The sequence below is a fragment of the Massilia consociata genome (genome assembly GCF_042432755.1).
GTDB classification, from domain to species: domain Bacteria; phylum Pseudomonadota; class Gammaproteobacteria; order Burkholderiales; family Burkholderiaceae_D; genus Telluria; species Telluria consociata.
Map to the genome: position 1 here is coordinate 64,088 of NZ_JBHLWP010000008.1, position 21,508 is coordinate 85,595.

At 65.2% G+C, this 21,508-nt stretch carries 20 protein-coding genes; 7 read left to right on the forward strand and 13 right to left on the reverse strand.

Going from position 1 to position 21,508, the window contains the following annotated elements; all coding sequences use genetic code 11:
• Positions 1–83: 83 nt before the first annotated feature.
• The gene (gene rarD, locus ACFFJK_RS06960; RefSeq protein WP_379678444.1) at positions 84–962 is read right to left on the reverse strand and encodes an EamA family transporter RarD; all 879 of its coding nucleotides are present in this window, start codon (positions 960–962) and stop codon (positions 84–86) included.
• 164 nt (positions 963–1,126) lie between these two features.
• On the opposite strand from rarD, the gene ACFFJK_RS06965 reads away from it, so the two are divergent.
• The 4 genes from ACFFJK_RS06965 (at position 1,127) to ACFFJK_RS06980 (ending at position 6,330) form a co-directional block, all read left to right on the forward strand.
• Entirely contained in the window at positions 1,127–3,004 is a 1,878-nt protein-coding gene (locus ACFFJK_RS06965; RefSeq protein ID WP_379678445.1) for a potassium transporter Kup, read from the forward strand.
• Between the two features lie 145 nt (positions 3,005–3,149).
• Positions 3,150–3,590, forward strand: a complete 441-nt coding sequence (locus tag ACFFJK_RS06970) for an FKBP-type peptidyl-prolyl cis-trans isomerase (RefSeq protein WP_379678446.1) — start codon at positions 3,150–3,152, stop codon at positions 3,588–3,590.
• Positions 3,591–4,022: 432 nt separating this feature from the next.
• On the forward strand, positions 4,023–5,012 hold the full coding sequence (locus ACFFJK_RS06975) for a hypothetical protein (RefSeq protein ID WP_379678447.1): 990 nt from the start codon (positions 4,023–4,025) through the stop codon (positions 5,010–5,012).
• A gap of 217 nt (positions 5,013–5,229) precedes the next feature.
• Positions 5,230–6,330 carry a PEP-CTERM sorting domain-containing protein gene (locus ACFFJK_RS06980; RefSeq protein WP_379678448.1) on the forward strand — a complete coding sequence of 367 codons (1,101 nt, stop codon included), beginning with the start codon at positions 5,230–5,232 and terminating at the stop codon, positions 6,328–6,330.
• 106 nt (positions 6,331–6,436) lie between these two features.
• Here the strand turns inward: ACFFJK_RS06980 and ACFFJK_RS06985 are convergent, their stop codons facing one another.
• The 9 genes from ACFFJK_RS06985 to ACFFJK_RS07025 form a co-directional block, all read right to left on the reverse strand.
• Entirely contained in the window at positions 6,437–6,889 is a 453-nt protein-coding gene (locus ACFFJK_RS06985; RefSeq protein WP_379678449.1) for a GNAT family N-acetyltransferase, read from the reverse strand.
• A 39-nt stretch (positions 6,890–6,928) separates the two neighbouring features.
• Positions 6,929–7,945: an arginase family protein gene (locus ACFFJK_RS06990; RefSeq protein WP_379678450.1), complete on the reverse strand. Its 1,017-nt coding sequence runs from the start codon at positions 7,943–7,945 to the stop codon at positions 6,929–6,931.
• Positions 7,946–7,966: 21 nt separating this feature from the next.
• Positions 7,967–9,577 carry a glutamate--cysteine ligase gene (gene gshA / locus ACFFJK_RS06995; RefSeq protein ID WP_379678451.1) on the reverse strand — a complete coding sequence of 537 codons (1,611 nt, stop codon included), beginning with the start codon at positions 9,575–9,577 and terminating at the stop codon, positions 7,967–7,969.
• A gap of 79 nt (positions 9,578–9,656) precedes the next feature.
• The gene (locus ACFFJK_RS07000) at positions 9,657–11,453 is read right to left on the reverse strand and encodes a DUF885 domain-containing protein (RefSeq protein WP_379678452.1); all 1,797 of its coding nucleotides are present in this window, start codon (positions 11,451–11,453) and stop codon (positions 9,657–9,659) included.
• 72 nt (positions 11,454–11,525) lie between these two features.
• Positions 11,526–12,368, reverse strand: a complete 843-nt coding sequence (gene prmC, locus ACFFJK_RS07005) for a peptide chain release factor N(5)-glutamine methyltransferase (RefSeq protein WP_379678453.1) — start codon at positions 12,366–12,368, stop codon at positions 11,526–11,528.
• Complete coding sequence (locus ACFFJK_RS07010) at positions 12,365–12,844, reverse strand: disulfide bond formation protein B (protein ID WP_379678454.1); 480 nt, start codon at positions 12,842–12,844, stop codon at positions 12,365–12,367. The genes prmC and ACFFJK_RS07010 overlap by 4 nt, the downstream gene beginning before the upstream one ends.
• Positions 12,845–12,929: 85 nt before the next feature.
• Complete coding sequence (gene prfA, locus ACFFJK_RS07015; protein ID WP_379678455.1) at positions 12,930–14,006, reverse strand: peptide chain release factor 1; 1,077 nt, start codon at positions 14,004–14,006, stop codon at positions 12,930–12,932.
• Between the two features lie 102 nt (positions 14,007–14,108).
• Positions 14,109–15,386, reverse strand: a complete 1,278-nt coding sequence (gene hemA / locus ACFFJK_RS07020) for a glutamyl-tRNA reductase (protein ID WP_379678456.1) — start codon at positions 15,384–15,386, stop codon at positions 14,109–14,111.
• A 112-nt stretch (positions 15,387–15,498) separates the two neighbouring features.
• A complete protein-coding gene (locus ACFFJK_RS07025) occupies positions 15,499–16,188 on the reverse strand; it encodes a response regulator transcription factor (protein ID WP_379678457.1) in 690 nt (229 codons plus the stop codon).
• Positions 16,189–16,374: 186 nt separating this feature from the next.
• Between ACFFJK_RS07025 and ACFFJK_RS07030 the strand changes: the two genes are divergently transcribed.
• On the forward strand, positions 16,375–16,935 hold the full coding sequence (locus ACFFJK_RS07030; protein ID WP_379678458.1) for a hypothetical protein: 561 nt from the start codon (positions 16,375–16,377) through the stop codon (positions 16,933–16,935).
• Positions 16,936–17,088: 153 nt separating this feature from the next.
• Here the strand turns inward: ACFFJK_RS07030 and minE are convergent, their stop codons facing one another.
• Genes minE through minC form a run of 3 tightly spaced genes read right to left on the reverse strand, consistent with a single transcriptional unit; the run spans position 17,089 to position 18,972 of the window.
• Positions 17,089–17,340 (reverse strand): cell division topological specificity factor MinE, encoded by a 252-nt coding sequence (minE, locus tag ACFFJK_RS07035; RefSeq protein ID WP_231059021.1) that lies wholly within the window; start codon positions 17,338–17,340, stop codon positions 17,089–17,091.
• Position 17,341: 1 nt separating this feature from the next.
• Positions 17,342–18,157 carry a septum site-determining protein MinD gene (gene minD / locus ACFFJK_RS07040; protein ID WP_379678459.1) on the reverse strand — a complete coding sequence of 272 codons (816 nt, stop codon included), beginning with the start codon at positions 18,155–18,157 and terminating at the stop codon, positions 17,342–17,344.
• 35 nt (positions 18,158–18,192) lie between these two features.
• Positions 18,193–18,972 carry a septum site-determining protein MinC gene (minC, locus tag ACFFJK_RS07045; RefSeq protein ID WP_379678460.1) on the reverse strand — a complete coding sequence of 260 codons (780 nt, stop codon included), beginning with the start codon at positions 18,970–18,972 and terminating at the stop codon, positions 18,193–18,195.
• Between the two features lie 284 nt (positions 18,973–19,256).
• On the opposite strand from minC, the gene ACFFJK_RS07050 reads away from it, so the two are divergent.
• Both ACFFJK_RS07050 and ACFFJK_RS07055 read left to right on the forward strand, forming a co-directional pair.
• Positions 19,257–20,435, forward strand: a complete 1,179-nt coding sequence (locus ACFFJK_RS07050; RefSeq protein ID WP_379678461.1) for an acetyl-CoA C-acetyltransferase — start codon at positions 19,257–19,259, stop codon at positions 20,433–20,435.
• A gap of 97 nt (positions 20,436–20,532) precedes the next feature.
• On the forward strand, positions 20,533–21,273 hold the full coding sequence (locus tag ACFFJK_RS07055) for a beta-ketoacyl-ACP reductase (RefSeq protein ID WP_379678462.1): 741 nt from the start codon (positions 20,533–20,535) through the stop codon (positions 21,271–21,273).
• Positions 21,274–21,508: the final 235 nt, after the last annotated feature.

The window sequence follows — 21,508 nt, forward strand, 5'->3', positions numbered from 1 at the left end:
GGATACGACAGAACCCGCGCCGGACACAGGATTTCTTTGGCATCGTGCCGGAAATCCTGTGCCGGTGCAGGTGCGTCTCGTGATCAAATTTTCTTCGTGCTACGGCTGCGCAGCAAGCCTTCGCCGGCAAACAGGGCCAGTGCGGCCCAGATCATCAGGAAGCCTACCAGCCGGTCGCTGCTGAAGGCTTCGTGGAACAGCCACACCCCCAGCAGGAACTGGATGGTCGGCGACAGGTATTGCAGCAGGCCGAGAATCGACAGGGGGATCTTGCGTGCGCCGGTCGCGAACAGCAGCAGCGGGATCGCCGTGATCGGGCCGGCCGCGATCAGGAGCAGGCGGGTGGCATCAAAGGGGGCGTTGATGAATGCGTTGGCGCCATTTATCGTCAACCAACCCACATAGGCGGCCGCGAACGGGAACAGCACCATGGTCTCGAACGACAGGCCCTCAAGGGCGCCGAGCGCCGCGGTCTTGCGCAGCAGTCCATAGCCGCCGAACGAGGCCGCCAGGAACAGCGCAATCCAGGGCACCGTGCCCGACTGCCAGGTCAGCCAGGCCACACCCAGCGCGGCGATGCCGATCGCCGCCCATTGGGCGGGACGCATGCGCTCCTTTAGCAGCACATAGCCGAACATGATGTTCACCAGCGGGTTGATGAAGTAACCCAGGCTGGCCTCGATCACGTGGCCGTTTTTCACGGCCCAGATGTACACCAGCCAGTTGGCCGACAGCAGGAAGGCCGAGGCAACGAAACTCCAGAACACGCGCGGTTGGCGCACGATGGCGAACCACTTCCACTGGCGGCGCACGGCCAGCACGATCAGCAGAAAGGCGAGCGACCACAGTACCCGGTGCGCCAGGATCTGCATCGGGGGCACGTCGCCGAGCGCATGAAAATAAATAGGAAACAGGCCCCAGCACAGGAAGGCCAGGGCGGCGGACAAGATACCGGAACGCATGGGGAAGAAAGGCGATTTGCAGGGGGGACATTATCCCCGATACGCACTATCCCTGCTGGCGCAACACCCTTTTGCGCAAGTGGTAAAGCCATACGAAATCTTCTTGCAATTTTCTTGTCGATATTTTATGGTGCACTGCACCAAAACAGCACAATGGTGCAAGCTTGAGTTCCCAAAACAAGAAAAGCAGCGTCGCGGCATTGACGCTGGCAGCTGTCGGCATCGTCTACGGCGACATCGGCACCAGCCCTCTCTACACCTTGCGGGCCATTTTCGACCACGAGCATGGCCTGCCACTCACCACCCCCAACATTCTCGGCATCGTTTCCCTGATTTTCTGGAGCCTGACCATCATCGTCTCGCTCAAGTACGTCACGCTGGTGCTGCGCGCCGACAACCGCGGCGAAGGCGGCATCATGGCGCTGATGGCGTTGGCCACCAACTCGGTCACCCGCAGCTCGCGCTGGCATTTTCCCTTGCTCGTCATCGGTGTGCTCGGCACGACCATGTTCTATGGCGACAGCGTGATCACGCCGGCGATCTCGGTACTGGGCGCCATCGAAGGACTGGAAGTGGCGGCGCCGGGCATGTCGCACTACGTGGTGCCGCTGGCCGTCGTGGTGCTGGTCGCGCTGTACAGCGTGCAGCGCCATGGCACCGCCGGCATCGGCCGCTTCTTCGGCCCCGTCATGACGGTATGGTTCGCGACCCTGGCCGTGATGGGCGTGATCAACATCATCGAAGCGCCGGTGATCCTGGGCGCGCTGAATCCCTGGCATGCGCTGCGCTTCATGCTGGACAACCAGTTGCTGGCCTTCGTGGCGCTCGGCGCGGTGGTGCTGGCCATTACGGGCGCCGAAGCGCTGTATGCGGACATGGGCCACTTCGGCCGCAAGCCGATCCGCCTGGCCTGGTTCACGATCGCCTTCCCGGCGCTGGCGCTGAACTACCTGGGCCAGGGCGGCCTGCTCATCGTGCGGCCGGAGGCGGTCGAGAATCCCTTCTTCCACCAGCTCGGCACCTGGAGCGTGATCCCGCTGGTGATCCTGTCGACCATGGCCGCCGTGATCGCCTCGCAGGCGACCATTTCGGGCACGTATTCGATGACCAAGCAGGCTATTGCCCTGGGCCTGCTGCCGCGCATGCGCATCCTGCATACCTCGGAAAGCGAGATCGGCCAGATCTACATCCCGGTCGTCAACTGGCTGCAGCTGGCGGTGGTGCTCATGGCCGTCATCGGTTTCGGCTCGTCGGACGAGCTGGCCGGCGCGTATGGCATCGCGGTGACCGCGACCATGATGGCCACCACCATCCTCACCTTTTTCGTGACGCGCTACCGCTGGCGCCTGCCGCTGGCCGTGTGCCTCGGCGCGACCGGCTTCTTCCTGGTGATCGACATCCTGCTGTTCTCGTCGACCACCCTGAAGCTGTTCCACGGCGGCTGGTTCCCGCTGCTGCTGGCCACCGTGCTGCTGACCCTGATGCTGACCTGGAAGCGCGGGCGCGAACTCGTCTTCGACAACCTGGAAAAGCAGGCCATCCCGCTCGACGCCTTCATGGAATCGCTGTTCGTGGCGCCGCCGGCGCGCGTGCCGGGCACCGCGCTGTTCCTGCGCGGCGAAAGCGACGGCGTGCCGCACGCGCTGCTGCACAACCTGTTGCACAACAAGGTGCTGCATGAACGCGTCGTGTTTCTTACCGTACATATGCGGGAGGAACCGTGGGTACCGGTGGAAGAACAGGTGGAGGTGGTCGAACTCGGCCACAACTGCTTCCAGCTCAACGTGCACTACGGCTTCAAGGACGAGCCGGACATTCCCGGCATCCTGCACCAGTGCGCCGCCCTGGGCTTGCCCTTCGAGATGATGGAAACCTCGTTCTTCATCGCGCGCCAGACCGTGGTCTCGGCCCCGGGCGGCGGCATGACGCCGTGGCGCGAGCACCTGTACGTGATGATGTCGCGTAACGCGCGGGCGGCCGCCGATTATTACCAGATCCCGCCGAACCGGGTCATCGAGCTCGGTACCCAGATCCAGATCTGATGACACATGCATACATCTGGCGACAAAAGGCGGACAGACGCGTTTGAAGGGGTGAGGTAAGGTGCGAAGTTTCACTGCATAAATTTTGTTGCACAAACATAATTCTGCACTTCACCATTGCACCTCACCCGTCAAGGATCGTCCCATGAAACTGAAGTTTCCCCTGATCGCCGCCTTCGTCGCCATCCTCAGCCTGACCGCCTGCGGCGGCGGTGGGGGGGGCGATGCCACGCCCCCGGCTGTCAACGCCAATAACCCGACTGCCTTGACCAGGACCGACAATGTGATCGGCACCGGCGCCGAGGCGGTGAACGGCAAGACCGCCCACGTTACGTACACCCTGTGGCTGTACAGCGGGGCGGCGGCCGACCACAAGGGCCTGCGCATGGAATCGAACTCCTTCTCGTTCATGCTCGGCGCCCCCGGCGTGATCCCGGGCTTCCAGCAGGGCGTCCTCGGCATGAAGGTGGGCGGCAAGCGCACGATCGAAGTGCCGGCCAGCCTGGGCTACGGCGCGGCCGGCAGCGGGAATGTGCCGGGCAATACCGGCCTGGTGTTCGAGATCACCCTGAACAAGGTCGAGTAACACCGGTACAAGGTCGAGTAACACCGGTTTGAGCCGACCGGGGCCGGCGCCCCGGTCTGGTGCGCACGCCTGAGGTGGCGCACATGCCGTGCCCGCCAGATGGCCGATGCTGCAGGTCCCTGAACCCGAGCATCCGTGCCATGTATTCCGACCTGTTGCTACCTTTCCTCCTGTCTTCTCCCTTGCCGGCCGCCAAGGCGTTTCCGGTCACCGCATGCGTACCGGTTATTGTTCCGCAGAATGAACCGGATGGCTGGCTGTTGCTTGGCGCACTGCTTGTGTGCGCGGCAGGCAGGCTCGCCATGCACCGCCCTAGATGAGGCCGGTAGCGAAAAGTAAAGATGAGATTTTGGACATTGATATTTCTCAAACCTGCTGCATGAGCTTTCCGAGATGCTGCAAGTCCTCTTCACTCAAGCATCAAGGTAAGTCATGCGTCCATCTCTGCTAGCCCTCCTGCTGTCGTCTTCGCTCGCCGCCCCGCTCGTTGCACATAGCCAACCGGTCTATAAAATGACCTTCCTCCCGACCAACACCACGCCACACGCCATCGACGCCAGCGGGCGTATCGTGGGCGTCGGGACCGACGGACGCGGGTTCCTGTGGTCGCGCGGCACCATGACGGGCCTGGGCACGCTCGGCGGCAATTCGAGCGTGGCCACGGCCATCAGCTCGACAGCCCAGGTTGCCGGTTCGTCGGATACCAAGAATGGGGTTTCTCATGCGTTCGTGTACAACGGCAAGGCCTTGCGCGACCTCGGCATGCTCAATGGCCGGCCGACCTTCGGCACCGCCATCAACGCCGCCGGCCAGGTCGCCGGGTACGCGCTGGACCGTAATGGCAATGACCGCGCCTTCCTGTACTCCAGCGGCAAGATGACCGCGATAGGCAGCCTCGGCAGCGGAGTCGCGCGCGCGACCGGGATCAACAAGGCCGGCGCGGTCGTCGGCGTGTCCTTCCTGCGCGGTTTCACCGCCCAGCACGCGTTCCTGTACGCGAACGGGGTCATGAAGGACCTCGGCACGCTCGGCGGCCCCTCGAGCGCGGCCGCGGCGATCAACGATCGCGGGGAGGTGGCCGGCATGAGCTTCGTGAACGCCGACATCCAGCACGCCTTCCTGTACCGCGGCGGCGCGATGATCGACATCGGCTCGTTCGGCGGTTCGTCCACCGAAGCGCGCGCCCTGAACAATGCGGGGATGGTGGTCGGTTACTCGACCCGCGCGAACGACGTGCCCGGCGAGAGCTTCTCGCATGCCTTTCTCTACCGCGACGGCGTGATGTACGACCTGAACGACCTCGTCGCCAAGCGCGGCATCTGGACGGTGCTCGACGCGGTCGGCATCAACGACGCCCAGCAGATCGCTGCCTATGCGTGCACCGACATCGGCGATTGCCGCGCGGTGCTGCTCGAGCCGTAAGGCAGCTTCTTCCCGCCAGTAATCGGGGAGGCGCCGCAGGCGCCGGCACTCCCCGGTTCCCCTCCTGCCATTGTGTCGATGCCGCCCCGCACGCAGCGGCGATGCATCCGCCAGCGACCCTCATCGGGCGCTGAACCTCGTGCCCGCCTGAGCTACCGCAGAGCGCCCTGCCATGCGTACCGCATGCTTGTAATTTCGATCACTTCAAGGGGCGGTCATGGCATTAAGAAAAATTACTATTGGATCACTGCTGGCGCTGCTGGCCTGCCCGGTCGTGGCATTGGCGGAACCGGTCTATTCGATGTCTTTCTTGCTTGCAGGCTTCGATGCCAAGGCCATGAACAGTTCAGGCCGTATCGTTGGCAATACCCGTGATGGGGCGAGCATCTGGGACGGCGCGTCGCTCCTCAATCTCGGACTCGGCGCCAGCAGCTACGGCTACGCGATCAATAGCCATGGGGACGTCGCCGGCGCCCTGAACGGGTCATACGGCCAGCCCTTCCTCTATACCGCCGGTGCGGTGCGTCACGCGGGACCGGTGCTCGACGAATTCCAGAGCGGGCGTGCGAGTGGCCTGAACGACATGGGGCAGGTGGCTGGCGAATACGCCACCTTCGGAGGTGACCAGCACGCCTGGGTGGACGCGAACGGCACCATACACAGGCTCGGCACCCTGAGGAACTGGGAGACCTGGTCCATCGCGACGGCGATCAACAACCGCGGACAGACCGTGGGCAGCTCAACCTACGAGGGGGCCGATTCGCCCTGGACCGGGCACGCTTTCCTGTACCAGAACGGCACCATGCACGACCTGGGCGACCTTGGAGGGGGAGATAGCGGGGCCAACGATATCAACGACCTGGGCCAGGTCGTCGGATGGTCCCACGACGAAACGGGGGACATGGTTCCTTTCCTCTACACCGGCGGTTCGATGCGTTCCCTGGGGCCGCTGGACGGCCATGACTACGTCGGGGGCGAGGCCAGGGCAATCAACAATGTCGGGATGGTGGTCGGCTGGTCCCAATACTGGGAAGATCAACGGACGGCGTTCCTGTACGCGGGCGGGAAGTTGAACAACCTGAACCAGTTTGTCGACGGCGCCGACGGCTGGTGGGTGGTCGAGGCCTATGACATCAACGACGCACAGCAAATCCTCGGCAAGGCCTGCCGGCTGGACGAATGCCTGTCGGTGCGGCTGGACCTGGTTTCGGCGGTACCCGAACCGGGCACCTATGCCATGCTGGCGGCCGGGCTGGTCCTGCTTGCAGGGCGGCGTAGAACCGGAACATCGGTTCCCATCGCCATGCCCAACCACTAGGTCTCGGGTCAGGACTGGCAGGCGCGAGCGTAGCCCTGGTTGCAGAGCGCACGCCTGACTTGTCGCAGCGCTTGAGCAGCGTCAAGTGCTTGGCGTGCGCAAGACATCAACGCAGCATATCGATGTGCATGATGCCGTCTTCGTCGTAGGGCGCAGAGACGGTCTCGAAGCCGAAGCTTTGATAGAACTTCTCGAGGTACTGCTGCGCGCCGATGCGGATGCGGTGGCCCGGGTACAGGCTTTCCGCACAGGCGATACCGCGCGCCAGCAGGGCGCGGCCGGCCCCGGTCCCGCGCGCGGCCGGCGTGGTGATGACGCGGCCGAGCGACATCTCGTCGTATTTCACGCCGGGGCCGAGCACGCGCAGGTAGGCGGCCAGCTGGGGCTTGTCGTCGATGCTGCGCCAGCCGAGCAGGTGGTGCGCCACCGGATCGAGGCCGTCGATGTCGGGATAGAGGCAGGTCTGTTCGAGAATGAACACGTCCTGGCGCTGGCGCAGCACCTCGTACAGGTCGGCGGGAGAGAGGTCGTTGAAATGGGAGAACTGCCAGTCGATCATGGTGTGTGCGTGGTGTTGAAGGAATACCGGATTGCCGCGTCAAGCGGCGGTTTCGAAGCCTTCGAGGACGTTCACGGTGTCCAGGCCGGGGGCCGGCGCGGCATTATCCCCATGCCCGTCCTCGAACATGAAGGCCGTGGGCAGGCCAAGGTGGGCGATGCGCTCGCCGATGCGCAGGAAGTCGCCGCCCTGCAGGCCGAAGGCGGTGCCGAGGCCGCCGCCAAGCGATACCACCAGCGCCTCCGGGCGGAACATGGCCAGCTTGACGCAGGCCGTTTCCAGCGCGGCGAACCACGGCGGGCCGCTACTGCCGCCGCTACTGCCGTTACCGGCGGCCAGCGGCAGGTTCATCGTGTAGCCGAGCCCCGCGCCGGTGCCGGTTTCGTCCGCGTAGCCGGCATAGAACGGATAGGCGCCGTGCGGGTCGAGGTGGATCGAGACGAACAATACGTCGCTGCGGCCATAAAAAATCTGCTGGGTGCCGTGGCCGTGGTGCAGGCCGAGATCGAGGATGGCGACGCGCTGCAGCCCGTCGTCGCGCAGGTGCTGGGCCGCCAGCGCCGCATTGTTCAGGAAGCCGCCGCCGCCGGCCCAGTCGGCGCCGGCATGGTGGCCGGGCGGACTGGTGAGCGCGAAGCTGCCGCGTTCGCCCACGCGCAGCGCATGCGCGGCATTGATTGCGCAGTCGGCGCCGGTCTTGGCGGCAGTCCAGGTACGGCTCGTCAGCGGCGTGCGCGCGTCGGAAACGAACAGTCCCAGGCGCGCCTGAAAATCGGCCGGCTCGACATCGTCGCGCATGCCGCGCACCGGCCAGGCCGAGGGTAGCGCTTCCTTGCCGGCATTGGACGGGTCGGTCGCCAGCCATTCGCTCCATGCGCCGCGCAAAAAGTGCAGGTAGCGCGGGGTGTGCACGCGTTCGAGCGAAACCAGCGGCACGCCGTGCGGGGTGACGATGCGCCCCAGGCCGCGCCGTTCGAACTGCGCCAGCACCGAGGCGACTGCCCCCGGTGGATGCTGGGTGCCCGCAGCGTGGTGTTCGTTATAAAAGGCGAGCACCGCATCCTCGCGGTAAGGCGCTTAATGGTTGCCGCACAGCGTACTGCTGTTGTAGGCGGCGACGAAATCGTCGAAGCTTCCGCTGTCCGCCTGCTCGATGCTGCGTTGCTCGGCCAGCGAGGCGGCGGCCATCTCGTCGAACAGCGCCTCTTCGGCCGGCATCAGGGGACTTTCGCGGAAGTGCGCCGCGTGCTGTTCGCTCTGGCGCAGGCCGAAGGCGGCGGCCGAGCCGAGGGCCTGGACTTCTTCCAGCACGCGCGCCGACGGCGTCAATGCCGGGTCGTCGATCTTCGCCTTCTGCAGGCCGAGCGAGGATGCGTGCACATTGCCCTCGTTGTGCTGGTCGTCGAGCAGCTGCGCCAGCGGACGGATGCGCTCGATCAGCTCCAGCGCCCATTCGCGCAAAGGCACTTCGGCGCCGTCGCGCGTCAGGGTCAGATCCGGCTTGCGGCCTTCCTTCACGGTGCGCGCGAAATTGCGCGCGTGGATCTGGCCTTCGTGGGCACTGATCAGGGGGCTTTCCTCCAGCGCGCAGAACAGCAGGAAGGCGTCGAGGAAGCGGCCGGTCTCCAGCGAGATGCCGACCGGTTCGAACGGGTCGACGTCGAGGCAGCGCACTTCGATGTACTGCACGCCGCGGTTGCACAGCGCCTGCACCGGGCGCTCGCCGGTGCGGATCACGCGCTTCGGACGGATCGTCGAGTAGTACTCGTTCTCGATCTGCAGCACATTGGTCGACAGCTGGATCCATTCGCCGTCCTTCTTGGTGCCGATCGCCGCGTACGGCTCGTAAGGGGTGTTCACCGCCGACATCAGGCTGGTGACGTAGCTCTCCAGGCTGTTCTCGTGCGGACGCAGGCCGGCCTGGGCGTCGTTCTGGTAACCCAGGTCGCTCATGCGCAGGCTGGTCGCGTAGGGCAGGTACAGCGTGTCGTCCGATAAGGTCTCGAGCCCGTGCGGACGGCCGCGCAGGAAACTGGTGGTGAGCGCCGGGGTGGCGCCGAACAGGTACATCAGGAGCCAGCTGTAGCGGCGGAAGTTGCGGATGGTCGCGATGTAGCTTTCGGACTGGAAGTCGCGCAGCGCATTGCGGCGTTCTTCGGCGATGCCTTCGCTGGCGGCGATCAGCTGCCACAGCTTTTCCGGCAGCGAGTAGTTGTAGTGGATGCCCGAGATGCACTGCATCGCCTTGCCGTAGCGCAGCGCCAGGCCGCGGCGGTACACGTGCTTGAGCATGCCGAGATGGGATGTGCCATACCAGGCGATCTCGATCTCTTCTTCGGACGGCAGTTCGCCCGGCATCGAGACGCTCCACAGCATCTCGTCGCCGAGGCGCGCATGGGCGAAGCGGTGGATGGCGTCGAGGCGGTTCAGGGCCAGCGAGATGTCGTGCTCGGCCGGAGTGATGAATTCCAGCAGGGCTTCGGCGTAATCGGTGGTGATGTGCGGGTGGGTCAGTGCCGAGCCGAGTTGCTCCGGATGCGGGGTGCGCGCCAGGTGGCCGTGCCGGTCCACACGCAGGGTTTCGCGTTCGATGCCGCGCAGGCCCTGGCCGAGCAGGGCGCGGTGGTCATCGTCGTCGAGCAGGGCCAGGCGGCGCTGTAGTTGGTTCGACTCGGGTTGGTTCGACACGGATGTTTCCTTTCTTGTACTGCCAATGCGGATTGGAGCAGAGAGTAACCGAAAAACGCCAAGCGCGTCGGCGACCCCCTCATTCCTTTCCGGTCGTACCCGGAGCCGGATTCGTGGCGGGAACAGCCTGGGGCGGCGCCTTGGCGGCTTCGTTCTCGGCCGCGATCCAGCGCTCGACCTGGCGCTGCAGCATGTCCAGCGGCAGGGCGCCGCCTTGCAATACCGCATCGTGGAAGCGGCGCAGGTCGAAGCGCGCGCCCAGTGCGGTTCTGGCTGTATCGCGCAGCGCGGCGATGCGCAGCTGGCCGATCTTGTAACCCAGCGCCTGGGCCGGCTGGGCGATGTAGCGGTCGACTTCCGCCTCGTTGTCCGGCGGCGGGTTGGCGGTGTGCGTGTTCAGGTAGTCGACCGCTTGCCGGCGCGACCAGCCCAGCGCGTGGATGCCGGTGTCCACCACCAGGCGCGCGGCGCGCAGCATTTCTTCGTTCAGCTGGCCGAAGCGCGAGAACGGATCGTCGAAAAAGCCCATGTCGGGCCCGAGGCCTTCGGCATAGGTCGCCCAGCCTTCGCCATAGGCCTCGTACCAGCCGTGGCGGCGAAAGGCCGGCAAATCGAGCGCTGCGGCACGCGCCACCTGCAAATGGTGGCCGGGCACGGCTTCGTGCAGGGCCACGCTGTCCACCTGCCAGATCGGCCGCGCCGCCAGCTGCGACAGGTTGACCACCAGTGCCGCGCTACGCCCGTCGCTGCCGGCTTCGTAATAGGCGAGCGGTTGTCCGGGGCCATCCTGCGTCATCGGCTTGACCGCAATGCCGGCATCCGGGACCGTCGCCACGACCTTCGGCAACCTGGCCTGCGCGCGCGCGACGGCCTTGCGGTAGCGGGCCAGCAGCGCGTCCGGGTCCTTGAAGAACAGGCGGCGGTCGGAGCGGGCGAAGACCAGGAACTGGCTCAGGCTGCCGCGAAATCCCGTGCGCGGCACCACGGCGGCCATCTCGGCACGGATGCGGGCCACTTCCTTCAGGCCGATGGCATGCACCTCGGCCGGCGTCAACGCGGTCGTGGTGGTATGGCGTACCAGGAAGGCGTACCAGTCGGCACCGCCCGGCAGGCTGGACGCGCCGATGGTGTCACGCGCGGCCGGCAGGTATTCGAGGCGGATGAACTCCTCGAACCGGTGCAGGCTGTGCGCCGCGCCGGCCAGCGCCGTGATGCCGTCCACGACGAGCGTTTCGCGGATGTCGGGTTCGATCGTGGCCGGGATGCGCAGGAAGGGCGCGTACAGCGGACCGGCGGCGATGCCCTCGTGCAGCGCGTGCAGGGCGGCCGGCACCGGCGCCATCACGGTTTTCGGTACCGTCCAGCCGGCAGCCATCCCGGCGCGCATCTGTTCGATGAGGCCATCGACGTGAAGGGGCAGGGCATCGAGGCGCGACAGGTAGTTGCGGTAGTCCGCTTCGTTCGTGAACGGCATTTGCGCAACGAGCCGCGGCAGGCGCAGGTGCAGCCCATCCCAGGCGCTCAGCGGCTGCGGATCGAAGGCGGTAAAGGCCGCCGCGGCAAGGGCGCGCTCGCGCGCCGCGATGAACAGGTCATACGAGACCCGGTCCTGGCCCTCGAGCTTTGCACGGTCGAGCTGGCGCGCTTCGAGCAGCACCTGGCGCGTGTGCTCGCGCGCGGCGGCGCGGCCGGCCAGCGTGGTGTCGCTCAGGTACGCGTTGTAACGGTGCTCGCCGAGGGCGGTCGCGAATTCGGGCTGCTGGCGCAGTTGCCACTGCCATTCGCGCTCGAACAACTGGCGCGCATCGAGCGCCGTGGTGTCGGCGGCGGCGGCGAAAGGAACAAGCAGGAGGATCGAGGCGAACAGTATGCGCATGCGGTGCCCACTCGGTAGGCTGAGGTTGGTGGGCTGGCCATTTTAACAAGGGCGGCCGCGGGCAAGCGCCGCCTAGGCCGATGGCAATCGCCCGCCGCTGACGCGTTCGATACCGGCAAGGTCGCGCCAGCTCTCTACGTCCTGGAATCCGCGCGTGCCCAGGAGGGCGCGTACGGCATCGGCCTGGTCGTAGCCATGTTCGAGCAGCAGCCAGCCGCCCGGCTCCAGGTGCGCGGGCGCGCCATCGATGATGGTGCGCAGTGCCGACAGGCCGTCCGCATGGTCGGTCAGCGCCCCCACGGGTTCGAAGCGCAGGTCGCCCTGCGCCAGGTGGGCGTCGCCCGCGGCGATGTAGGGCGGGTTCGAGGCGATCAGTGCGAAGCGCTCGTCGCCGACTGCCGCGAACCAGTCGCTGCGCAGGAAACGGACCGTGGCGCCGTTGGCGGCGGCGTTGGCGCGCGCAATCGCCAGGGCCTCCTCGCTCAGGTCGAGCGCGGTCACCGACGCGTCCTGGCGGGCATGGGCGCAGGCCACCGCGATGGCGCCGCTGCCGGTGCCCATGTCGAGCAGGCGCGCGCGCGGCGGCAGGCGCTCGAGCGCCAGTTCGACGATCAGTTCGGTGTCGGGACGGGGAATCAGGACCGCCGGCGAGACCTTCAGACGCAGCCCGAAGAATTCGCGCTCGCCGACGATGTAGGCGATCGGTTCGCCGTCCAGGCGCCGCTGCACCAGCGCGCCCAGGGCTGCCGCTTCGGTGCCGCTCAGGGCGCGCTCGGACTGGGTGATCAGGCTCACGCGGCTCAGGCCGAGCGCGTGGCACAGCAGGATGCGGTTTTCCAGCGGGCCCAGCGGCAGCGACACCTGCAACTGCCCGATCGTGGCGCCCGCCTGCACGGGTGGCGTCACCGGTGTCACCGCTGCGGCGCCTTGCGCAGCAGGACGAAGGCCAGCAGCACGGTCAGCACCACGAACCAGATGGCCGACCATTGCGGGATGGCGAGGCCCAGCACGGCATCGGTGGCGCCCTCGCACAGGCCGTCGGCGCGGAACAGCCACGGCAGGTATTCGGCAGTGGGGATCTTGTTGAGGAAGGTCTCCATCGGGTCGATCCCGCAGCTGAAGCCCGGGTTGGCGATCACATATAAATGCTTGCCGACCGCGTACAGGCCGCCCAGCGCCGCCAGCAGCGCCAGGATCGTGCCTTCGCGGACCTTGCCGCTGACAGCCGAGACCAGGGTTGCCACGCCGACGGCCAGGAACATGTAGCGCTGGATCACGCACAGCGGGCAGGGCCGCATCTCCTGGATGTGCTGGAGATAGAGGGCGAACGCGATCAGCGCGAAGCAGATCGACGAAATGGCGAACAGGATCTGGCGGTTGGAGGGCAGCATTGTCGGTGATGTATAGGGGTTGTTCGGACGGGGCATTCTCGCATGAAGCCCACGCATCGACTTAATAATTGCTTAACCTACGACATCAGTCACCTAATGCCGCCAGCAATTCGGCCTGGTGCTCGGCCGCCAGCGCATTGGTCAGCTCCGTCAGGTCGCCATCCATGATGAAGTCGAGCTTGTACAAGGTCAGGTTGATGCGGTGGTCGGTCAGGCGCCCTTGCGGGAAGTTATAGGTGCGGATCCGTTCGCTGCGGTCGCCCGAGCCGATCAGGCTCTTGCGGGTGGCCGCCTCTTTCGATTGCTGCTCGCGCAGCTGCACGTCCTTGATGCGCGCCGCCAGCACCTTCAGCGCCTGCGCCTTGTTCTTGTGCTGGCTGCGGTCGTCCTGGCATTCGACCACGATCCCGGTCGGCAGGTGGGTGATGCGCACCGCCGAATCGGTCTTGTTGATGTGCTGTCCGCCGGCGCCGGACGCGCGGTAGGTGTCGATGCGCAGGTCGGCCGGGTTGATGTTCACGTCCTCGACCTCGTCGGCTTCCGGCATCACCGCCACCGTGCAGGCCGAGGTGTGGATGCGGCCTTGCGTTTCGGTGGCGGGAACGCGCTGCACGCGGTGGCCGCCCGACTCGAACTTCAGTTTCGAATACACGCCGTTGCCGATGATGCGCACGATGACTTCGCGGTAGCCGCCCAGGTCCGAGGGCGATTCCGACACCAGCTCGACCTGCCAGCGGTTGCGCTCGGCGAAGCGCGTGTACATGCGCAGCAGGTCGCCCGCGAACAGGGCCGACTCGTCGCCGCCGGTGCCGGCGCGGATTTCAAGAAAAATGTTGCGCTCGTCGTTGACGTCCTTCGGCAGCAGCATTTTCTGGAGATCGAGCTCGAGGGCGGCCAGGCGCCCCTTCGCGGCCTCGGTTTCCTCCTGCGCGAACTCCTTCATCTCCGGATCCTGCGCCATTTCCTGGGCGGCCGCGATGTCGTCCTGCGCCGCGCCATACTCGCGGTACAGGGCGACCAGCGGCGACAGCTCGGCATGCTCGCGGGTGAGCTTGCGGTAGTTGTCCATGTTCGCGGTGGCATCCTCGGACATCAGGAGTTCGTCCAGTTCGACGAGGCGGTTGGCCAGTTGGTCCAGCTTGGCCAGCATGGATGGTTTCATAGGCGGTTTCGGTCAGGTTCGGGATGCCGCGGGTGGCGCCGGAATGCGCCGGACCGCGGCCGGGAGCGTTCGCAAGGGAACGCGATGGAAGTCGATGGGTCGCTAACGGCGGCCGCGGAACAGCTGCGGCAGCAGGCTGGCAAGGCGGGCGCGCTCGTCGCCCTGGGCATGGTGCAGCGCCTGCTGCGGGCCGTGCAGGAACTTGGCGACCAGTCCTTTCGACAGCGCTTCCAGCACCGCTTCAGGGTCGTCGCCGCGCGCCAGCAGCTTGCGTGCGCGTTCGAGTTCGGACAGGCGCAGCGCCTCGCTCGATTCGTGCAGTTCGCGGATCACCGGCACCACGGCGCGGTCGCCGACCCAGTGCATGAAGGATTGCACGCGCGTCTCGATGATGGCTTCGGCCTGCGCCACGGCGGCCTGGCGGCTTTCCAGCCCGGTTTGCACCACCTGGGCCAGGTCGTCCACGGTATACAGGAACACGTCGTCGAGGCGCGCGACTTCGGGCTCGATATCGCGCGGCACGGCCAGGTCGACCATGAACACCGGGCGGTGGCGGCGCGCCTTGACCGCGCGCTCGACCATGCCGAGGCCAATCAAGGGCAGCGTCGAGGCGGTGCACGAGATCACGATGTCGAAGCCCTGCAGGCGTTCGGGCAGCTCGGCCAGGCGGATCGCTTCGCCGTGGTAGCGGGTGGCGAGCAGCTGGCCGCGTTCCATGCTGCGGTTGGCGATGGTGATCGATTTCGGGTTGTGCGCCGCGAAGTGGGCGGCGCACAGCTCGATCATTTCGCCGGCGCCGATGAACAGCACGTGCTGGTCGGCGATACGATCGAAGATGCGCTGCGACAGGCGAATCGCGGCGGCGGCCATGGAGACGCTGTGGGCGCCGATCTCGGTGGTGCTGCGCACCTCTTTCGCCACCGCGAAGCTGCGCTGGAACAGCTGGTGCAGGTAGGTGCCCAGGCCGCCGGCCTGCTCGGCGGTGCGCACCGCGTCCTTCATCTGGCCCAGGATCTGCGGCTCGCCCAGCACCATCGAATCGAGCCCGGAAGCGACGCGGAAGGCGTGGCGCACCGCGCTGTCCTGCGGCAGCATATAAAGGTGGGGACGCAGCTCGGCGAAATTCAATGCGTGGTAATGGGCCAGGAACTGGGCCGAAGCGTCCAGCGGGTTCGGCACCGCGCTGGCCGCGTACATCTCGGTGCGGTTGCAGGTCGAGAGGATGGCGGCCTCGTCGCCGGCCCCTGCACCGCCCTGGCGCGCGAACCAGCTGCGCGCCGCCTGCACCGCCCGGCCGAGCTGGTCGGGCGCGAGCGCGAGCTGTTCGCGCAGCGAGACCGGTGCGGTCGTGTGGTTCAGGCCAACGGCAAGAAGTTGCATTCTGGGATGGGTAAACGGATGCTGGTATGCACGCATTATACCCTTGTGCGAGGAGGGTTTCAGCGGCCGGCCAGGACCGCCTGTCGACGATGTATCGACTATGACAAACTGTTCAGGCGCCCAGTTTTTCGAGGCGGTAGCCGTAGCTGTAGACCGGCACCAGGCGGAAGCCGTTTTCCGGACGCAGGCTCAGCTTGTTGCGCACGCGCGAGACGTGGGTGTCCATGGTGCGCGAGGGCACGTCGGTATCGCGCACCCAGACCGATTCGTGGATGTAGGCGCGCGACAGGGGACGGCCGATATTCCGGAAAAACAGCAGGGCCAGCGAAAATTCTTTCTGCGTCACGTCGATGATCGAGCCATCCTTGAGCAGGCGTCCCGGACGGGTCTCGAAGGTGTAGGGGCCGAATTGCAGCTGTTCGGCGCTGTTCTGCGACGGGTAGGCGCGGCGCAGCAGGGCCGAGACGCGCGCCACCAGTTCGCCGCGGCGCAGCGGCTTGACCAGGTAGTCGTCGGCGCCGGCGGTCACCCCGGCAATGATGTCGTCTTCGGCATTGTTACCCACCAGGAAAACCATCGGCGCATGCGCGGCCATCTTTTCCTTGGCGCGGCGCATCACTTCGGCGCCGTCCAGGTCGGGGACGTTCCAGTCCATGATCAGCATGTCGACGGAATCCTTGCGCAGCTGCGCAAGGAATTCCCTGGCGCTGTCGTAAGGTTGGCAGCTGTGGCCTGCAGCGCTCAGGACCTGGCAGATGAGTTCTGTTTGGCTACGGTCTTGTTCCAGGACGGCGATCTTCATAGGACATGTACTAGTAAGGTTACCTATGTAGGAAGACTCCTACATAGGTTAAACCGAATATATCAGACTTTTACAAAATAGTGCTACAAGAAAACTCTTATTTCGCACATCACGCGACGGTTCTGTTGTGTTAAAGGGACCGCGAGCCCTGCGTTACACTTGCAGCATAAGTAACCGGGAGGCGATATGTTGTTTCGACGCAAAAGAAAAGACGAACTCGTTACCGAAGCGGAGGCGGAACCGCGCGTGGAGCCAGTGAGCGGCGCCGAGATCGAACTGGTCCGCGAGCGCTGCCGCGAGATGGTGCGCACGCGCGCCCTGATGGCGGCCGGCGTGGCGGCAGTGCCGCTGCCGGGCCTGGACGTGCTGTCCGACCTGACCACGTTTACGGTGCTGGTCGAGGAGGTGAACAAGGAATTCGGGCTGAGCCAGGAACAGATCGAGCGCCTGCATCCGCGCCTGCGGATACTGGCCTACCAGGCCGCGGCCTCGGTCGGCGGGATGCTGGTCGGTAAACTGGTGACCCGCAAGCTGGTGCTGCTGGTGTTCAGGCGGGTCGGCATCCGGATCGCCGCCAAGACGGTGGCCAAGCTGGTACCGATCGCGGGGCAGGTGGCGTCGGCGGCGATCGGGTTCGCGCTGTTTCGCAAGATGGGCGACCAGCACGTGGAAGCTTGCGCCAAGGTGGCGCGCGAGCTGGCCAGTTTAAGGGCGATCGATGCGGGGACGGAGGCGGCGCCGGCGTGAGTCGACGGTTTGTGGACGCGTACCATGAACGCTGTTCTGACCCGCAAGCGTCGGCGTCGTTCCGGTGCAGGCCGGAACCCGTCCTGTCGTGTAGTCTGAACCTCATAAACAAATGCCCGCTTAAGCGGGCATTTGTTTATCGGGAAGACACCGTTACGCGTCCGGCAGCACGACGTTCACGTCGAGCACTTCCAGGTTGCCCTGGCGGTCGAGCGAGATCTTGATGTCGTCGGCGCTGACCTTGGTGTACTTCGAGATCACCTCGATCAGCTCGCGGTGCAGGGCCGGCAGGAAGTCCGGGCCGGCGCGGTTGGTACGCTCGCGGGCGATGATGATCTGCAGGCGCTCCTTGGCTGCTGTCGCGCTCTTCTCTTTTTTCGGAAAGAGGAAATTGAGCAGTGGCATATCACTTGGCTCCAAAGATGCGCTGGAACAGGCCCGGCTTTTCGTAAGTGGTAAAACGCAGCGGGCGGTCTTCGCCCAGGAAGCGCGCAATCACGTCCTCGTAGGCTTCGGCCACGTCGGTGCCCTTGAAGTGAATGGCCGGATTGCCCTGGTTCGAGGCGTGCAGCACCGATTCCGATTCCGGGATGATGCCGATCAGGGGGATGCGCAGGATTTCCTGTACGTCCTGGTAGGACAGCATTTCGTCGGCTTCGACGCGCTTCGGCGAGTAACGGGTGATGAGCAAGTGCTCCTTGACCGGCTCCGAACCGCTCTGGGCGCGGCGCGACTTGGCCTGGATGATGCCGAGGATGCGGTCCGAATCGCGCACCGACGACACTTCCGGGTTGGTGACGATGATCGCCTCGTCGGCGAAGGTCAGCGCCATCAGCGCGCCATGCTCGATGCCGGCCGGCGAGTCGCAGATGATGAACTCGAAGCCCATCTTGATCAGGTCGTTGAGCACGCGCTCGACGCCGTCTTCGCTCAGCGCTTCCTTGTCGCGCGTCTGCGAGGCCGGCAGGATGAACAGGTTGTCGGTGTGCTTGTCCTTGATCAGCGCCTGGTTCAGGGTCGCCTCGCCGTTGATCACGTTGATCAGGTCGTAGACCACGCGGCGTTCGCAACCCATGATCAGGTCGAGGTTACGCAGGCCGACGTCGAAGTCGATGACCGCGGTCTTGTGGCCGCGCAGGGCCAGCCCGCTGGAAAAGCTCGCGCTCGAAGTGGTTTTGCCCACACCGCCCTTGCCGGACGTCACAACAATAATTCTTGCCACAAATAAGTCCTTTTCAGTTCTAGCGGGTCGACGGCTTACGCGCGGGACGTTGCCGGAGCCAGCGATGATATATCGAGTCGGTCGCCGACCAGCCGGATTTGTGTCGGCTGGCGCGTCAGGTCGTTGGGGAAACCGTCATCAAAGGTGCGGTACACGCCCGCAATCGACACCAGTTCCGGCTGCATGGCCAGGGCGAAGATGCGCGCCTCCGGATTGCCGGACGCGCCTGCGAGGGCCCGGCCGTTCAGCGGTGCGTACACGTGAATGCTGCCGTCGGCAATAATTTCCGCGCCATTGTTGACGACGGCGGTAATGATCAGGTCGCTGCCGCGCGCATAAATGCGCTGGCCGGCTCGCACCGGGGTGTCGATGATCATCGCCGATATCGGCGCCGGCGCTGGCGCAGGGGGGGCGACCGGCGCCGCGACCGGGGCCGGGCTTGCCGGTGCCGGTGCGGCCGGGACCGCGTTGTTCTCGGGCGCACGCACGCCGCTCGAGCCGTCGTCGAGCGACAGGCCGTGGGCACGGATCGCGTTCGCCATGTCCGGACCGGCGCCGCGTACGGCAACCGCGTTCAGCCGGTATTTCTTGAGCAGCGCCACCAGCGCCGGCCAGTCGATCGCCGGCGCTTCGTGCGCGATGGCTGCGATGTCGATGACCGCGAACTCGTCCTCGAAAAAGTCCGAGACGCCCCCCGTCATCTGGTGCAGCGCTGCATCGATCGTGGCCGGATCGGACGAGCGCAGGATCGTCGAAATGGCGACAACTGTGGAGATCTTGATGTCGATCGGCAGCGAGGATGGGGTCTTGAGCATAAAACGTTCTGGTTGGCGTTGCGCTCGTGCATTCTACTGTGAAATTTGACCGAAAGGACAGTCGCGCACGCATCATTCCTAGTAGAAATAAGTGTTCCCTTATGCGTTCAAAATTAAGTGGGCAACATGGTGCACGGCCCGCTGCGGGGCGGTTGTAATTGGTGAATAAGCTGATAAGATTGATTTCGCTTAAATGTGGGCTGTGCGCAAACCGTAAGATGCATGGTTTCACGGCCCTGCCGCCTTAACAATTCCCCGGCCAAGCCGGGACTAGGGAGAGCAATATGGAAGACGTCGTCATCGTGGCCGCCGGCCGCACGCCAGTCGGTAAATTCGGCGGCACGCTGGCCAAGATCCCTGCCGCCGAACTCGGCGCGCACGTGATTCGCCAACTGCTGGCCAAGACGGGCATCGATCCCGCCTCGGTCAGCGAGGTCATCATGGGCCAGGTGCTCACCGCCGGCGCCGGCCAGAACCCGGCGCGCCAGGCTGTCATCAAGGGCGGACTGCCCGACATGGTGCCGGCCCAGACCATCAACATGGTCTGCGGCAGCGGCCTGAAAGCCACCCACCTGGCGGCCCAGGCCATCAAGTGCGGCGACGCCGAGATCGTCATCGCCGGCGGCCAGGAAAACATGAGCGCCTCGCCGCACGTACTGAACGGCTCGCGCGACGGGTTCCGCATGGGCGACGCCAAGCTGGTCGACACCATGATTGTCGACGGCCTGTGGGACGTGTACAACCAGTACCACATGGGCGTCACCGCCGAGAACGTCGCACGCAAGTACGAGGTCTCGCGCGCCGAGCAGGACGAATTCGCGCTGCAGTCGCAACTGAAGGCCGAGGCGGCGCAAAAAGAAGGCAAGTTCAAGGACGAGATCATCCCGGTCGAGATCCCGTCGAAGAAGGGCCCGACCATTTTCGACACCGATGAATACCCGAAGCACGGCTCGACCCTGGAGGCGCTGTCCGGCCTGCGTCCGGCGTTCAACAAGGAAGGCAGCGTCACCGCCGGCAACGCCTCCGGCATCAACGACGGCGCCGCGGCCGTCATCATGATGAGCGCCTCGAAGGCGAAAGAGTTGGGCTTGACCCCGCTGGCGCGCATCAAGGCCTACGCATCGGCCGGCCTGGACCCGTCGATCATGGGCATGGGCCCGGTCTCGGCCACCCGCCGCTGCCTGGAGAAGGCCGGCTGGACCCATGAAGATGTCGACCTGATGGAAATCAACGAGGCGTTTGCCGCCCAGGCCATCGCGGTCAACAAGGAAATGGGCTGGGATACGTCGAAGATCAACGTGAACGGCGGCGCCATCGCGCTGGGCCACCCGATCGGCGCCTCCGGCTGCCGCGTGCTGGTCACGCTGCTGCACGAGATGGTGCGCCGCGACGCCAAGCGCGGGCTGGCCAGCCTGTGCATCGGCGGCGGCATGGGCGTGGCGCTGGCGGTCGAGCGTGACTGAGCGCGACTGAGCGACTGCAGTACTGCCGGGCGGTCCGCAGGGCCGTCCCGGTGAAAGTTCGTAAGAAGAAGTGACTGACAATAAACTGGAGAAGACAATGGCTAGAGTAGCATTAGTGACGGGCGGCATGGGCGGTCTGGGCGAAGCGGTGTGCATCAAGCTGGCCGCGTTGGGATACCGTGTCGTCACTACCTTTTCGCCGGGGAATACGAAGGCGGAATCCTGGCTGAGCCAGATGAAAGAGCAGGGCTACGACTTCAAGGCCTACCCGTGCGACGTGTCGGACTACGATTCGGCCCAGGCCTGCGTGCGCCAGGTCGAGCAGGATGTCGGCCCGGTCGACGTGCTGGTCAACAACGCCGGCATCACGCGCGACATGACCTTCAAGAAGATGGACAAGCCGAACTGGGACGCGGTCATGAAGACCAACCTGGATTCCGTGTTCAACATGACCAAGCCGGTCTGCGACGGCATGGTCGAGCGCGGCTGGGGCCGGATCATCAACATCTCGTCGGTGAACGGCCAGAAGGGCGCCTTCGGCCAGACCAACTATTCGGCAGCCAAGGCCGGCATGCACGGCTTCACCAAGGCCCTGGCCCTGGAAGTGGCGCGCAAGGGCGTGACCGTCAACACCATCTCGCCGGGCTACATCGGCACCAAGATGGTGATGGACATCCCGAGCGAAGTGCTGGAAAGCAAGATCATCCCGCAGATCCCGATGGGACGTCTGGGCAAGCCGGAAGAAGTCGCCGGCCTGGTCGCGTACCTGTCGTCGGAAGAAGCGGCGTTTGTTACCGGTGCAAATATCGCGATCAATGGTGGGCAACACATGCAGTGATTGTTCTCGAAAAATCTGAGACAAAAAACGGCCCGGATGAGTAATCATCCGGGCCGTTTTCGTTGGTGCGCCCAGCATGGGCGCACTCCTGCGGGTGAAAGTCCGGCCACAAGCTGACCACAGCGAGCGAAGTGAAGCGCAACTGCGGAAGAGTAATCGACCGTGGGGAGGAAGCGCGGAGCGTAAATCACGAGCCGAGGAACACGAATCGCATAGAAGGCGCTGCCGATCAGGG

Excerpts from the sequence above, each read along its gene's own strand:
- rarD (WP_379678444.1), bottom strand. The coding sequence starts at position 962 with ATGCGTTCCGGTATCTTGTCCGCCGCCCTGGCCTTCCTGTGCTGGGGC.
- ACFFJK_RS06970 (WP_379678446.1), top strand. The coding sequence starts at position 3,150 with ATGAAACTGAAGTTTCCCCTGATCGCCGCCTTCGTCGCCATCCTCAGC.
- ACFFJK_RS06975 (WP_379678447.1), top strand. The coding sequence starts at position 4,023 with ATGCGTCCATCTCTGCTAGCCCTCCTGCTGTCGTCTTCGCTCGCCGCC.
- ACFFJK_RS06980 (WP_379678448.1), top strand. The coding sequence starts at position 5,230 with ATGGCATTAAGAAAAATTACTATTGGATCACTGCTGGCGCTGCTGGCC.
- ACFFJK_RS06985 (WP_379678449.1), bottom strand. The coding sequence starts at position 6,889 with ATGATCGACTGGCAGTTCTCCCATTTCAACGACCTCTCTCCCGCCGAC.
- ACFFJK_RS07000 (WP_379678452.1), bottom strand. The coding sequence starts at position 11,453 with ATGCGCATACTGTTCGCCTCGATCCTCCTGCTTGTTCCTTTCGCCGCC.
- ACFFJK_RS07010 (WP_379678454.1), bottom strand. The coding sequence starts at position 12,844 with ATGCTGCCCTCCAACCGCCAGATCCTGTTCGCCATTTCGTCGATCTGC.
- prfA (WP_379678455.1), bottom strand. The coding sequence starts at position 14,006 with ATGAAACCATCCATGCTGGCCAAGCTGGACCAACTGGCCAACCGCCTC.
- hemA (WP_379678456.1), bottom strand. The coding sequence starts at position 15,386 with ATGCAACTTCTTGCCGTTGGCCTGAACCACACGACCGCACCGGTCTCG.
- ACFFJK_RS07025 (WP_379678457.1), bottom strand. The coding sequence starts at position 16,188 with ATGAAGATCGCCGTCCTGGAACAAGACCGTAGCCAAACAGAACTCATC.
- ACFFJK_RS07030 (WP_379678458.1), top strand. The coding sequence starts at position 16,375 with ATGTTGTTTCGACGCAAAAGAAAAGACGAACTCGTTACCGAAGCGGAG.
- minE (WP_231059021.1), bottom strand. The coding sequence starts at position 17,340 with ATGCCACTGCTCAATTTCCTCTTTCCGAAAAAAGAGAAGAGCGCGACA.
- minC (WP_379678460.1), bottom strand. The coding sequence starts at position 18,972 with ATGCTCAAGACCCCATCCTCGCTGCCGATCGACATCAAGATCTCCACA.
- ACFFJK_RS07050 (WP_379678461.1), top strand. The coding sequence starts at position 19,257 with ATGGAAGACGTCGTCATCGTGGCCGCCGGCCGCACGCCAGTCGGTAAA.
- ACFFJK_RS07055 (WP_379678462.1), top strand. The coding sequence starts at position 20,533 with ATGGCTAGAGTAGCATTAGTGACGGGCGGCATGGGCGGTCTGGGCGAA.